8 protein-coding genes are annotated in these 14,726 nt (G+C 41.2%); all 8 read left to right on the plus strand.

Going from position 1 to position 14,726, the window contains the following annotated elements:
- Positions 1 to 283: 283 nt before the first annotated feature.
- Entirely contained in the window at positions 284 to 1,639 is a 1,356-nt protein-coding gene (locus IAG46_RS12455) for a Gfo/Idh/MocA family protein (protein ID WP_190810673.1), read from the plus strand.
- Between the two features lie 61 nt (positions 1,640 to 1,700).
- Positions 1,701 to 4,982, plus strand: coding sequence for a TonB-dependent receptor (locus IAG46_RS12460; RefSeq protein ID WP_190810674.1), 3,282 nt, complete (start codon positions 1,701 to 1,703; stop codon positions 4,980 to 4,982).
- A 10-nt stretch (positions 4,983 to 4,992) separates the two neighbouring features.
- Complete coding sequence (locus IAG46_RS12465; RefSeq protein ID WP_190810675.1) at positions 4,993 to 6,777, plus strand: RagB/SusD family nutrient uptake outer membrane protein; 1,785 nt, start codon at positions 4,993 to 4,995, stop codon at positions 6,775 to 6,777.
- 20 nt (positions 6,778 to 6,797) lie between these two features.
- Entirely contained in the window at positions 6,798 to 8,375 is a 1,578-nt protein-coding gene (locus tag IAG46_RS12470; protein WP_190810676.1) for a LamG-like jellyroll fold domain-containing protein, read from the plus strand.
- A gap of 138 nt (positions 8,376 to 8,513) precedes the next feature.
- On the plus strand, positions 8,514 to 9,926 hold the full coding sequence (locus IAG46_RS12475; protein WP_190810677.1) for a sulfatase: 1,413 nt from the start codon (positions 8,514 to 8,516) through the stop codon (positions 9,924 to 9,926).
- A gap of 5 nt (positions 9,927 to 9,931) precedes the next feature.
- Positions 9,932 to 11,605 (plus strand): discoidin domain-containing protein, encoded by a 1,674-nt coding sequence (locus tag IAG46_RS12480; RefSeq protein ID WP_190810678.1) that lies wholly within the window; start codon positions 9,932 to 9,934, stop codon positions 11,603 to 11,605.
- Positions 11,606 to 11,624: 19 nt separating this feature from the next.
- Positions 11,625 to 13,232: an arylsulfatase gene (locus IAG46_RS12485; RefSeq protein WP_190810679.1), complete on the plus strand. Its 1,608-nt coding sequence runs from the start codon at positions 11,625 to 11,627 to the stop codon at positions 13,230 to 13,232.
- 15 nt (positions 13,233 to 13,247) lie between these two features.
- The gene (locus IAG46_RS12490) at positions 13,248 to 14,720 is read left to right on the plus strand and encodes a sulfatase (protein WP_190810680.1); all 1,473 of its coding nucleotides are present in this window, start codon (positions 13,248 to 13,250) and stop codon (positions 14,718 to 14,720) included.
- Positions 14,721 to 14,726 lie beyond the last annotated feature (6 nt).

Below are 14,726 nucleotides of genomic sequence, written 5' to 3' on the forward strand. Positions count from 1 at the left end.
ATCTGGACAGCACCAATTCCCAATATATCGGCCCGTAAGAAATAATCGTGTTCAGATTGCATTTTTTTTGGATAATCTATTAATGTTGTCGTACACATCTATAATACAGGCTAATGTTTAAAGATGTTTCAAAATACGGATATTATTAGGAAAAAGGACCAAAAGCTGAAAATTTAGGTGGTCTTAGACTAAAAAATATACCCTTTTTGCCAGCAGTTATACTAATATTTGACAACGAGCAATTGACCGAGGACTAATTAAAAAAACACCTCATTAACACATTATGAATTCAAGAAGAAGTTTTGTAAAAAAATCGGCATTGGCCGGTACCGGTTTAGCATTGGCGCCGAACATCTCTTTTGGTACCGGAAAGGTAAATGCGAACAAGTTGAATGTCGGCCTCATTGGGGTCGGTTTACGTGGAACCAATCATTTAAACAACCTTTTATTAAGGGATGATATAATTGTTGGGGCTATTTGTGATGTGGATGATGCCAGAATACAATTGGGCCTGGAAATTATCTCCAAAAAAGGTAAGACCAAGCCAAAAGTGTTCGGAAAAGATGAATTGGATTATCGCAACCTGCTTGAATTGAAAGAGTTGGATGCAGTAATAATTGCAACACCCTGGCTGTGGCATACCCGTATGGCCAAAGATTCCATGTTAGCAGGAAAATATACCGGTCTCGAAGTATCGGCTGCAAATACTTTGGAAGAATGTTGGGATTTGGTAAACACCCACGAACAGACAGGAACTCATTTAATGATTTTGGAAAATGTCAGTTACCGAAGAGACGTGTTGGCCGTGCTCAATATGGTAAAGCAAAACCTTTTTGGGGAAATGGTACATTACAGATGTGGATACCAGCATGATCTTAGAGGTGTACTTTTTAACGACGGAAAAACCGCCTATGGAAAAGGAGCTGAATTTGGTGAAAAAGGTATTTCAGAATCTAAGTGGCGTACACAACACTCTTTATATAGAAATGGGGACTTTTATCCCACGCATGGCGTAGGGCCTATAGCTGCAATGGCAGATATCAATAGAGGAAACCGTTTTTCAACAATCACCTCGCATGCAAGTAAAGCCATTGGTTTTAAAAATTACATTAAGGCGCAAGGCGGGGAAGAGCATCCGAATTCAAAGTTAAAATGGAAACAGGGCGATGTGGTAACAAGTACAATTGAAACGTCAAATGGAGAGACCATAATCATAACACACGACTGCAACCTGCCCAGACCATACTCTTTAGGTTTTAGGGTACAAGGAGCAAATGGATTGTGGGAAGCAGATGGTCGCAGAATTTATATTGAGGGAGAGTCAAAACCACATAGATGGGATGAAGCCAAAGAATGGGTTGATAAATACGAACATCCCTTATGGCGAAAGTATGGCGATTACGCTAGAGGTGCGGGGCATGGTGGAATGGATTTCTTTGTAATAAATGCATTTGTAGAGTCTGCCAAACAAAACATAGCTCCACCTATGGACGCTTATGATGCAGCCGCTTGGAGCGCGATTACCCCACTTTCCGAGCTGTCTATTGCGAACAATGGTGAACCTCAAGATTTTCCTGATTTCACACGCGGGAATTGGATAAAGAGAAAACCATATGATTGGATCAAGGATACGTTTTAAATCATAATGCAAGCAACTAAATAACTAAAACAAATTACTAACTACTAAAATCAAATTATTAATGCAAAAACTGAAAACTAAAATCTCATTTCTATTAGCCTTTGCGGTTTGCGGCATTTTATCTGCCCAAACAATCAAGGTTACCGGAAATGTTACGGATGTTGAGACTGGAATGCCAATTCCAGGTGCCAGTATCATAGAGCAGAATACAAACAATGGTGTGGCAGCAGATTTTGATGGTAATTATGAGATAACGGTTCCCTCCAGCGCCTCATTAATTATAAGTTCTATTGGCTTTGTTCCGCAAACGATTTCGTTAAATGGGCAAACCACTATAAATGTTTCCCTATCGCCCGATGTTTCACAGTTGGATGAAGTGGTCGTGGTTGGTTTTGGTACCCAGAAAAGGGAAAATGTTACCGGAGCAGCCTCCTATGTTCAAATGGATGAGATCATAAATGATCGTCCCATTGTTGATGCCACGCAAGCACTTCAAGGGGCCGCTGCTGGATTACAGATTGTTCAAAGCTCCGGGCAACCGGGAGATAGAAGCACCTCGATTAACATTCGTGGATTTACTTCCATAAATGGAGGTTCCCCATTAATCCTAATCAATAACGTACCGGGAGATATAGAAGATCTAAACCCTAGGGATATTGAATCCATCTCCGTTCTTAAGGATGCGGCAGCCTCATCCATTTATGGTGCTCGGGCAGCTTTTGGAGTAGTTTTGATTACCACTAAAAGCGCCAAAAGAAATCAGAAAGTATCATTTAGCTATGATGTTACCACCAGCGTTTCCCGCGCAGTTGATCAACCGGAAAAGGCCACAACCCGGCAATTTGTCGAGTCTCTCGATACTTTTGGAGTAAACGCTTACTTCGCTGGTCAAAATGTGGATAGATGGATTGAACTTTTGGATCTTTATGATGCTAACCAGCTAAGTCAACTTAATCTGGTAAACGACCCAATCAACAATACCACATACCCCATTCATTTTGAAGAAAGTAGCAGTCAATTTTACCCTTTGGCAGACTCTGACATTATTGATGACTTCATCAAGAACTTTGGGTATTCCACCATTCATAATTTTGCCGTCTCAGGAGGAGGTGAAAAAGTAGGATATCGTTTAAGTACGGGTTATGCATTTGAAGATGGGGTCATGGTAACCGATAAGGATTCCTTTAAAAAATATAATGTCAATGCCCTTGTTGATGCGGATATAACTCCTAAGTTGACATCATCATCCAATATATTGTTCCGCTCCAGTATCCAATCTGTTCCCAATGCGCAATACAATCAGGCTTTACAGTTGAGGATGTATGATCCTACCGGGTTCTTTGATGACGGAAGCGGAGATGTGCTACCATTTGCAAGCCCTGGAAACATTGTTCGCTTTTCTGTGCCCACCAAAAGAGATGAAGATAACATTAGGCTGTTCCAACGCTTGGAATGGAAACCTTTCAAGGATTTTTCCTTGACCGGAGAATACACTTTTGAAAAAAAGTACATTAATACGGTAGCGGTTAACAACGCACAGCGTTATTACAGTACTTTTAGATTTAATCCAACAGTGTCGGCAGAAGATGCATTACGAAATTCTAGCCTTAGAAAGACACAGACTAATAGGATTTACAATGGGTTTAATATTTATGGGAAATATAACCTGACATTTGGTGATCATAATTTCAACTTTCTATTAGGGTTCAATAAAGAAGATGAAAAACAAGATTCTTTCAGTGCCTTTAGAAACGACCTCATAGATCCCGACACGCCTACCTTTAATTTGGCACAGGGAGAGAATTTCTCTATAACCGATTCGTTTTATGACTGGGCCGTAGTAGGTTATTTTGGCCGGGTGAACTATACCTTTTTAGATAGATACTTTATTGAAGGAAATTTACGCTACGATGGTTCTTCAAGGTTCGCTTCAGGTAGCCGGTATGCCTGGTTGCCATCAGTATCTGTAGGTTGGGACATCAGCGAGGAACCGTTTATGGAAGGTGCTGACTTCATTTCCCTTTTAAAGCCAAGAGCCTCTTGGGGAAAAATTGGAAACCAAGAATATAGAAGACCAGGCACCAACGTACAAGAATATTATCCTTCCATTCCAGGTTACGAAAGCTTTTTGTCTGATTGGATTAATCTAAGTACAGACCAACGGTTTATCACATTTAATCCGGCCCAATTGGTGAGTGATACCTTTACCTGGGAGGAAGTGGTTACAAAGAATTTGGGGATCGATGCCAATTTCTTTAAAAACCGCTTAAGCACATCCTTTGATATTTATACTAGGGAAACCCTCGGAATGCTTAAAGCGGCACTCCCTCTGCCCGCAATTCTAGGAACATCTGCTCCTTTACAAAACGATGCCGATTTGGAAACCAAGGGTTGGGACCTAGAAATTGGCTGGAATGATAAAATTGGAGAGTTTAGCTATGGAATCAATGTTAATGTTTTTGACAGTCAGTCTGAAATCACCCGTTTTGAAACTGCAGACAAATTTATCGGTCAATTTTATGAAGGTCATGAAATAGGTGAAATCTGGGGATATGTCACGGATGGGTTCTATACAGTCGATGATTTTGTGGAGGGTACTTTGAATGCAGACCTTTCTGGCTCTAATAGAGAATTAAGGGATGGTGTTCCTTTTGTGGAGAATTCTCCTGTTCCTTACCCAGGGGATATTAAATATAAAGACCTTGATGGGGATGGACTGATTACGGATGGAAATGGAACCGTAACTCCCCAATTTGATGATAATGGAAATTTGATTGCCGATACAGGTCCTGGTGATCGCAAGCGAATTGGTAATAACACAAGAAGATATCAGTTTGGAATCAATGGTAATGCAGCTTACAAAGGATTTGACTTTTCATTTGTGTTGAGCGGTGTGGGTAAACGAGATCGCTGGAGGGCAACTGGTGCCGATTTAGATGTGATTTTCCCCTATCCTTCGGTTTTCGATCATATCTATGCCAATCAATTGGATTTTTGGACACCAGATAACCAAGATGCTTTTTATCCAAGAATATATGGTGATGCTAGTACAGGGAATATTGATAGCAACTATGCTAGAAGCCGATTTGTACAGACCAAATATCTAAGCGATGAAAGTTATCTGAGAATTCAAAACCTAACTTTTGGTTATTCTTTTAATGACAACTTGTTGGAACGCTTAAGATTAAACAAATTAAGAGTATTTGTTTCCGCAAACAATCCGTTCATTTTTGACAATTTGCAAAGAGGGCTTGATCCTGACCAACAGAACGATGGTGCCGGGATAAGAACGAGATATCCAATAATGGCGCAATACTCTGTAGGACTTAATGTATCATTCTAAAAAAATTGAAATGAAAAATTTTAAACACCTTTTAACCTTGATATGCTTGACCGTCCTTACCTTGGGTTGTGATGATGACCTAGACCTTGCCCCACAGGACGAATTATCCGAAGCAACAATATTTAGCACATATAATAACGTACGCACCTATGCGTGGAGTTTCTATGACTTTTTAGAGGCATTTCCCAGAAGCACAACTTGGGCAGCAACAAGAGACTTGGATGGGGATTTAATGCAAAATGGCGGAAGCAGTGTATCACGTGCTTACATTGGACAGAATATTAATGTACCGGCCAATAGTGCTGGATCAATATATGGGGTTTCCTATGCGAACATTCGTAGGGTCAACATCATGTTAGATCGTATTGCAAACTCTGAAATGACTACAGAAGAAATTGCGCATTGGCGTGGGGTAGGTCTCTTCTTTAGGGCGCATGAATTCTTTGATCTTCTTAACACCTATGGCGGGGTAACTTGGTTAGAAAATGAATTAACCGACACTGACACCGACATTCTAAATGCCCCAAGAGATTCCCGAGATTTGGTCGCAAATAACATATTGAGAGACCTGCAGGAAGCCATTGGTATTATAAAGGAAGATGGAGATGGCCCAAATACAGTTAATCCAGATGTGGCTAGAGCATTGTTGGCCCGTTTTGCGCTTTTTGAAGGAACATGGCGCAAATACCATGGGCTCGGGGATCAAGATAAATTTTTAAATGTCGCTGTGCAGACCTCCGCAGAGTTGATTGATAAACACCCAAATCTACATCCCAACTACGACCGTGTTTTTAATAGCATTGATCTGGGACCAATAGAGGGTGTATTATTGTATAAGCACTATGTCATTGATGAAGTGACTCATACCGCTTCTACAAATACTAGATCAACAAACAATAAATATGACATTACCCGAAAGGGAATCGACAAGTTTTTGACCAAGAATGGACTTCCTGTTAGAAATCCAAACAATACGCAATTCCAAGGGGATCAAGATTTTTATGCAGAATTCAGAGATCGTGATGATCGCCTGTTGATTATGAGTCCACCACCCTATACAGTAAATGGCGATGGAAGTCAGAACTGGACATCCACAGGGAATCCTGGCGATGAAGAATTTTTTCCTATTCTGCAAGCCATTACCGGAGGGTTTCCATACAAAGAATTACCAGATCGTAACTGGTCAAAAAGGGTAACTGGCGAAGTGCCTAATTTTGATATGCTTGTTCCCACCCAAACAGGAAACGGATATCGTTTCTGGAAAATATGGAATGATCATAACGATGCTGTTTCTTCCAGAGACCTTAACGATGACCCCATATTTAGAATGGGAGAGATACTCCTGATACATGCAGAAGCAAAATTTGAGGTCGGTGAGTTTAATCAATCCGTTGCAGATATGACCATCAATAAATTGAGGCAACGTGGAAGTGTGGCGCCAATGACAATTGCACAGATCACACCAGATTTTGATCCAACCAGAGACCCAGAAGTAAGCCCTATACTTTTTGAAATTAGACGGGAAAGAGCTGTGGAAATGATGGGTGAGGGAGTAAGAAGGGACGATCTTAGAAGATGGAAAAAAATGGATTATGCAACTGAAGTAAAACTAGGACGTTGGATTGCCCAGGCAGATTATGCCCAGAACATCCCCATTCAAGGGAATGCACCTGAAGGGTATGTGCAATTGATTCCGCTTGTTCCACCTGCGTTTCCAGATCATTACTACCTTTTTCCATTACCTGCAGATCAGCTGGTGCTCAACCCAAATATTGAACAAAACCCTGGATGGTAACCACACTAAAATTAAAGAGTATGAAAAGTAATACCATATATAGAAAAACAAAGACACTGGGCCTAATGGTTATTATAGCCGCAATTTTTGGGTCCTGCGCTAGAAATGATGATGGCTATCTGAGAGAATCCAATGTTGATTCAGCGTTATTGCCTGAGGCAGATTTTACTGCATCACAAACTACGGTTGATCAAGATGGAACAATAACGTTTACAGATGCATCTACAAATACTCCTATTTTGTATACTTGGAACTTTGATGGCGGAAATCCTCCCACCAGTACAGAGGCAAGTCCGACTGTAGAGTATCCTATTTCTGGAGAATTTAATGTCAGCCTAAAGGTTCGTAACGACTTTGGCGCTGATGAAGTTCTCAAAGAAGGATTTATTATTGTGGAAAGTACTGCTGAACCCTTAGATCCAGCCATAACAGTTCGAATGAACTATGAGGAAAGTTTATTGAACGAAGGTTCTGCTGGTGGAGCAGGCGCCTCCACAGGGGCACCTGCCTACGAAACCGGGATAATTGGTGAAAATGCATACAGTTTTGATGGTAGCAATGCGGTCACGTTAAATGGGTACACAGGAGTGAACGGGTCCAATTCAAGGACCGTGTCGGCTTGGGTTAAAACCACTACCACGGAGAGGATTACAATTTCTCATTGGGGCGAGTCAGGAACCGGAAGCAGGGCAACCTTTGCGATAAACCCTGACGGGACCATACGTTCAGAGTTCCAGGGAGGTGGACTGAACAGCGTTGCGACCGTAAATGACGGCGAGTGGCATCATGTGGCCCATACCTATGACGGGGCCGTCCTAACGGTCTATGTCGATGGTATCGCAAGTGCATCATTGCCCACAACCACAATAGATACAGGAAACGCCGGAGAGACCGATGTTGAAATTGGAGCACAGTTCGGAGCCAGGATATTCAATGGAGCCATGGACGATTTTAGGATTTACGACATTGCCCTTGATGCAGGGAGCATTGGCCTATTGGCGGCCCAACCAACCGTTGAAGCCCTGCTAAACTTTGAAGGCAGTCTTTTAAACGAGGGTTCCGCAGGTGGAGCTGGTGTCTCCACTGGGGCACCTGCCTACGAAACGGGGATAATCGGTGAAAACGCCTACGCCTTTGACGGAGCCAATGCGGTTACGTTATCTGGGTATACAGGAGTGAACGGGCCCAATTCAAGGACCGTGTCGGCATGGGTGAAGACCACTACCACGGAAAGGATTACAATTTCCCATTGGGGGGAGTCGGGAACTGGTAGTCGGGCAACTTTTGCGGTAAACCCAGACGGCACCATACGCTCGGAATTCCAGGGCGGTGGCCTAAACAGCACTGCAGCTGTAAACGACGGCGAGTGGCACCATGTTGCCTATACCTACGATGGGGCGGTGCTCACTGTCTATGTCGATGGTATCGCAAGTGCATCATTGCCCACGACAATAATAGATACGGGAAATGCCGGAGAGACCGATGTTGAGATAGGAGCGCAGTCGGGGGCTAGAATATTCAATGGAGCCATGGATGATTTTAAGATTTATTCGACTGCTCTTTCTCCAGAGGCCATAATGTTTTTGTCACAATCATAATCATGTGAAAAATATAAGTTTAGTTTGAGTTAGTTCCTAAGAAAGATGCCCGAAACATTCTAATTATGGGTGGATTGTTCGGGCGTTCTTTCTTTTCAATAATTTAGTTGATCTGTAAATGATAGCGTCCACGATTTTATGAAAATTAAACTTGCATTAATTGTCAGTTTGCTGTTTGCGATGATAAGTTGCGGAAGCAAGCGATCATCTAACACCTCGGTACAAACCAAGCCAAACATAATCCTGATCAATATTGACGATTTGGGTTGGGGAGAACCATCTTTTATGGGAAGTACCTTCTATGAAACTCCAATAATAGATAATTTGTCCAAGCAAGGTATGGTATTTACCAATGCCTATGCCGCCGCCGCAAACTGTGCACCGAGCAGAGCAAGTTTAATGACGGGTAAATGGACTCAAAGACATGGAATTCTTACTGTAGGAAGTTCCGAAAGGGGAAAATCTGAGGATAGGAAGTTGATACCCGTAGCCAATAGCACTGATATTGACAAAAAGTTTTTACTCCTTCCACAATTACTAAAGCAAAATGGGTATCATACCATTCATGCAGGGAAATGGCATCTGTCCGATGACCCAATGCAAAATGGGTTTGCATCCAATATTGGCGGCAGTCATGCTGGGCACCCATCAGGCTACCATGCCCCGTTCAAAAATATTGATATAGTAGCAAATGATGGTGAAAGGCTAACCGGCTTGATTATGGATAAGCTCATTCAAGCCTTGGAAAAAAATGGAGAACCGTTCTTCGTGAATTATGCTCCCTATGCTGTACATACCCCCATACAACCCGTAGACTCTTTATTGGAAAAATATCAGACAAAGGAAAAAATCCAAGGTAAAAGCAATCCCAAATATGCGACCATGATTGAGGATGTAGATACCAATATTGGAAAACTTATTACGCACTTAAAACGAACCGATCAATTTAAAAACACGATTATCATATTCACCTCAGACAATGGAGGCTTGTTTTTTGTCAGTAACCAGCATCCTTTAAGGGCAGGCAAGGGAAGTTATTATGAAGGAGGAATAAGGGTTCCATTTTTTGTTGTTTGGGAAGGCAAAATAGCTAATGGAAGTAAGGATAGCACACCCGTATCCAACATGGATATTTACCCAAGCCTACTCGAGATGGCAGATATTGATGTCCCAATAGATTTGAATTTGGATGGGAAAAGTCTGTATCCCGTTGTATCAAAGAAAGAAACTTTTGAAACCCGCCCTTTGTTCTGGCACTTTCCAGTGTATTTACAGGCTATTACAAAAGAAAATGAAAATCGTGACCCTAAGTTTAGAACGCGTCCAGGGTCTGTGATCCGATATGGTAAATGGAAGTTGCACCATTATTTTGAGGATGATGCTCTTGAGCTATATAATTTGGAAGACGACATAGGAGAAAAGAACAATTTAGCCAAAAACTTACCAAAGAAAACAGAGGAATTATACAAACTTTTGAAGCAATGGCGAGCTGATACCAACGCTCCCATTCCAACGGAAGATAATCCCGAGTATCTCGAATCGACAAAATAAAATTAATGAAACCAAAATATTATTTACTGATTTTTTTAACGGTCTTTATGGGTTCATGCTCGTCAGATAGCGTTGAAACCCCTAATCCACCGACCACCAATGAAAAACCAAACGAACCAGAAGAACCTGAAACTCCAGAAGAGGATATTTGGAGCGTCAACAAAGCTGATCAATATGCTGTAAATATAATTTTCTATAAACCTTCGGATTTTAACGTTACTGATGATATCATTAATAAGCTAAGCGATATGGCTTTGTACATACAAAAATGGTATGAGGTGCAAATGGAACTTAATGGTTATGGTAAAAAAACCTTTGGGCTGATCACAAATCAAAATAACAAGGTTCGGATACATGTTATTGAGAGCAATAACCCCAGCTCTTACTATCATAACAAAGAGGAGCAAAATCCATATTCTACGCTACAAGAATTAAATGCTGCAGTTACTAATTATTTCAATTCCAATACAAATTTTAAAGCGAGTTCGCATTCTCTAATTCTATCCAATGAAGAAACCCTTATAAGATTCGTAGGGTCTGGTAAAAATGCTTACGCTAGATCGCCCGATTTTAGCCTTGTACCGACAGGTAAATTTATTGGCGGTTTCCAATTGATGAAATCAGCAGGACTTGGAGGAATCATGCATGAATTGGCACATGGTCTAAACGTGCCCCACAACTGTCATAAAAACTCTGAGCTACCCAAAATATCATTAATGTCTTTTGGAAACCACACCTATGAGAATGGACAAGAGGATATGGTTTTTATGACCAAGACCACTGCGGCGATTTTAAATGTTAATGAAGCCTTCAACAAGAACAACAATGGCATTGGATACTATGCTCAGGACGCTATCGCGCTAGAATCTCTGAAAGTGGAGAAAGATGTTGCAATAAACAGTATACATGCAGAGGGTGTAATTTCCTCAGACGTTACTCCAACACATATCTATATCAGCAACGATGGTGCTCCCAATGGTCAGGCCAATAACAATTACGATGATGTGACTTTTGTTACAGAGCTTACCGACCTAGGAGAAAATAAATATAGTTTTAGTGTTGATATGCCCTACGAAGAGTTGTTCAATAATTATAAAGATGATGGTAAGAACGAGATGCTACTGTCTTTAAAGGGACTGACAATACAAGGAAACAAGCATGAGCTTTACAAGTACAATTACTCTATAGACCTTACGACCAAAATACCCAATAACAATGTGAATAAAACCTATGAAATCTTTACATTTTCGGATCGTTCAAATTGGAGTATTGCGGCCAACACTACAAGCCCCAACAGTGCCAGGAATGCGGACACCACCTTAGATGGAGATTTATCTTCATATTGGCACAGCAACTATCCATATGACATTTCAGCCAGTGGAAACCACGAATTGACTATAGACATGGCCAGTGAAATAGAGTTTAACGGAATTTATCTGCATTCAGATAGGGGAGGAACAAACTTTCGCCCAAAACATGTTATCATCCAACAAAGCGTGGATGGAAACACTTATACCACTATCAAGGAATTTGATCTTGAAAATATTCCGGAGAACCAATTGTCTTTTGATGCCGCGGTAACCACAAGACATCTTAAAATTTTGGTAAGTGAAGTGCATATATCATCCGGCACAGAAGAAAATCTTATCTTGAACGAAATCGATATCATAACCGAATAACCTTGCCAAAAGCATGAAAATGACATTCCAACTGTTTAAAATCAAATTGATCCTTAATTCAATAAAATACACCATCGGCCTTTTCTTTTTTCTATGTGCTCTAGCGTCTTGCAAAGATGGAGTCAAGGAAGAAGTAAAAGTTGAAAGACCCAATATCATATACATCCTGGCTGATGACCTTGGATATGGTGAATTGGGGGCATATGGACAAGAAAAGATTGAAACACCCAATATTGATGCCCTTGCCCAAAATGGAATGCTGTTTACCCAACATTATACAGGAGCACCGGTCTGTGCCCCCGCTCGATACATGTTAATGACAGGAAAGCATGCTGGACATTCCTATATTCGAGGCAATGATGAATGGAGAGAAAGAGGAGAAGTCTGGGATTATCGAGAAGCGATTTTAGACTCAACATTGGAAGGGCAACGTCCAATACCGTCCAACACTGTTTTGTTTCCACAATTGTTGAAAAAGGAAGGTTATGCCACTGGCATGGTGGGTAAATGGGGACTTGGAGCGCCTCATTCCGATGCCATCCCTACAAAAATGGGCTTCGATTTTTTCTATGGATACAATTGTCAGCGTCAAGCACATACCTATTATCCAGTTCATTTGTACAAAAATGAAAATAGGGTCCATCTAAATAATGATACCATTCCCCCCCACACAAAACTAGCCGAGGGAGCTGACCCGAACGACCCGGCAAGTTATAAGAACTTCAATTTAAACGACTACGCTCCGGATATGATGTTTGATGAGATGATGAGTTTTGTTTCAGAGAACAAAGACAATCCTTTCTTTTTGTATTGGGCTTCGCCGATACCTCACAATGCAATTCAAGCTCCACAGAAATGGGTAGATTATTACAAGGATAAGTTTGGTGAAGAAGAACCATATTTAGGGAATGCCGGGTATTTTCCACATCAAAATCCAAGAGCTGGCTATGCTGCGATGATTTCTTATTTGGACGAAAATGTGGGAAAACTTGTAGATTATTTAAAGGAGAACGGACTCTATGAAAACACAATTATCATGTTCACCTCTGATAACGGGGTAACCTTTACTGGCGGAACGGATGGAGAATTCTTTAATAGTTCTGGAGTTTTCGGTGAAGCATACGGCAAGGGCAAAGGCTTTGTTTATGAAGGTGGTATTAGAGTTCCAATGATCGCTTCTTGGCCTAACCGTATTAAACCGGGGAGTAAAACCAATCATATTTCTGCGCATTATGACGTAATGTCAACATTATTTGACCTTATTGATGTTGAAAACCCTATGGAAACGGATGGCATTAGTTTTTTACCTACCCTTTTGGGTGAAGAAGATCAGACCCAGCACGATTTCTTGTATTGGGAATTTCCGGAATATGGGGGACAAGTTGCCATTCGAATGGGAGATTGGAAAGTGGTACGGCAAAACCTAAAGAACCCAAAAAAGGAACCGACATTGGAACTGTACAATCTTGACAAAGACCCTGCTGAACAAAACAATGTGGCTGATGAAAATCCCGAGATTATCGCAAAAGCAGAAGAAATATTTGCCAAAGAGCACCTTAATTCAGAGGTAGAAAGATTCAGGATTCCGATAGTGGAAGATGGGTTACTGTCTGATTTACAAGATTAAATGTAACTTGCCCTTATGGGTTTTAAAAAGTGCGAGTGGTTCATTTTTGCAGTGTTATTGCTAACATTTACGTCGTGCAAGACCCAGAACAATTGGTTAAAAAAGCCGAATGTACTTTTTATCATTGCAGATGATCTAACAACAACTGCCGTTTCTTCTTACGGTAATCAAGCCTGCAAAACTCCTAACATTGATGGTCTTGCAGCCGAGGGCACTAAATATACCAAAGCCTATTGTCAATATCCAGTATGTGGTCCGTCACGAGCATCGTTCATGTCCGGATATTACCCCAATGCTACCCAAACCTTCGGTTATGTGAGTGGAAGGGAGAATATTGGCCCTAATCGATTCACATGGCCTCAATTGTTCAAAAATAACGGGTATTATACGGCTAGGGTAAGTAAAATATTTCATATGGGAGTTCCCATAGATATTGAAAAGGGTTCTAATGGAAAGGATGATGAGGCTTCGTGGACAGAACGCTTCAACAGTCAAGGACCCGAATGGACAGCCAAAGGTGATGGAGAATTGGTGCAAGGAAATCCTGATGGCTCCAAACCGATTCGGGGAGGTAATGTTATGACCATTGTCAAGGCCGAAGGTGATGATTTGGTTCATTCCGATGGGAAAACCGCATCCAAGGCTTCCGAATTAATACAGAAACATAAGGACAAACCCTTTTTTCTGGCAGTTGGCTTTGTTCGGCCACATGTTCCTTTTGTGGCACCAAAGAATTATTTTGAGCCGTATCCATATGAAGGAATTAAACTTCCGTATAATTTTGAAGAGGACTGGGACGATATTCCCAAAAAAGGGATCAACTACGTGACCAGTAAGAATGCTCAGATGGACAGTATTCAAAAAAAGAAAGCAATCGCAGCGTACTATGCCTCCGTGGCGTATATGGATAAACAAGTAGGTAAGGTTCTTAAAACATTGAAGGACGAAGGGTTGGAAGACAATACCATTGTCATTTTCACCTCGGATCACGGGTTTCATCTTGGAGAACATGAATTTTGGATGAAAGTAAGTGTCAAGGAAGAATCGGCAAAAGTACCTTTAATCATAAAAATGCCGGGCAAAGAGCCAGCGGTGTGTAATTCGTTTGTGGAATTGTTGGATTTATATCCAACAGTAGCGGAATTGGCAGGGCTTTCCTATTCGGAACACCTGCAAGGGAAAAGCTTGGTCGAAACATTGGATGATCCCAATCACAAGGTGAGGGATATGGCATTTTCCGTTACACAAAATGGGGAAACCTACTTATTACGAACGGAGAATCGGGCTTATATACAATATGGTGAAGATGCTTCTTTGGGGATAGAGTTGTTCGATATGAATAATGATCCACAACAGTACACTAATTTGGCAATGTTACCGGAATATTCAGAAGAGGTAAAAGACTTTCAGCAGAAATTGAAGCAGAAATTGAAGGAGATAAGGACCAACGATTTAGGAATTGATTATGGGAAAGAAAAATCCGAATAAATCACA

This window comes from Flagellimonas sp. S3867 (genome assembly GCF_014698935.1).
Classification (GTDB): Bacteria; Bacteroidota; Bacteroidia; order Flavobacteriales; family Flavobacteriaceae; genus Flagellimonas.

Bases quoted from the DNA above. Each gene is read 5' to 3' on its own strand.
- IAG46_RS12490 (WP_190810680.1), top strand. From the start codon at position 13,248: ATGGGTTTTAAAAAGTGCGAGTGGTTCATTTTTGCAGTGTTATTGCTA.
- IAG46_RS12480 (WP_190810678.1), top strand. From the start codon at position 9,932: ATGAAACCAAAATATTATTTACTGATTTTTTTAACGGTCTTTATGGGT.
- IAG46_RS12485 (WP_190810679.1), top strand. From the start codon at position 11,625: ATGACATTCCAACTGTTTAAAATCAAATTGATCCTTAATTCAATAAAA.
- IAG46_RS12470 (WP_190810676.1), top strand. From the start codon at position 6,798: ATGAAAAGTAATACCATATATAGAAAAACAAAGACACTGGGCCTAATG.
- IAG46_RS12455 (WP_190810673.1), top strand. From the start codon at position 284: ATGAATTCAAGAAGAAGTTTTGTAAAAAAATCGGCATTGGCCGGTACC.
- IAG46_RS12465 (WP_190810675.1), top strand. From the start codon at position 4,993: ATGAAAAATTTTAAACACCTTTTAACCTTGATATGCTTGACCGTCCTT.
- IAG46_RS12460 (WP_190810674.1), top strand. From the start codon at position 1,701: ATGCAAAAACTGAAAACTAAAATCTCATTTCTATTAGCCTTTGCGGTT.
- IAG46_RS12475 (WP_190810677.1), top strand. From the start codon at position 8,514: ATGAAAATTAAACTTGCATTAATTGTCAGTTTGCTGTTTGCGATGATA.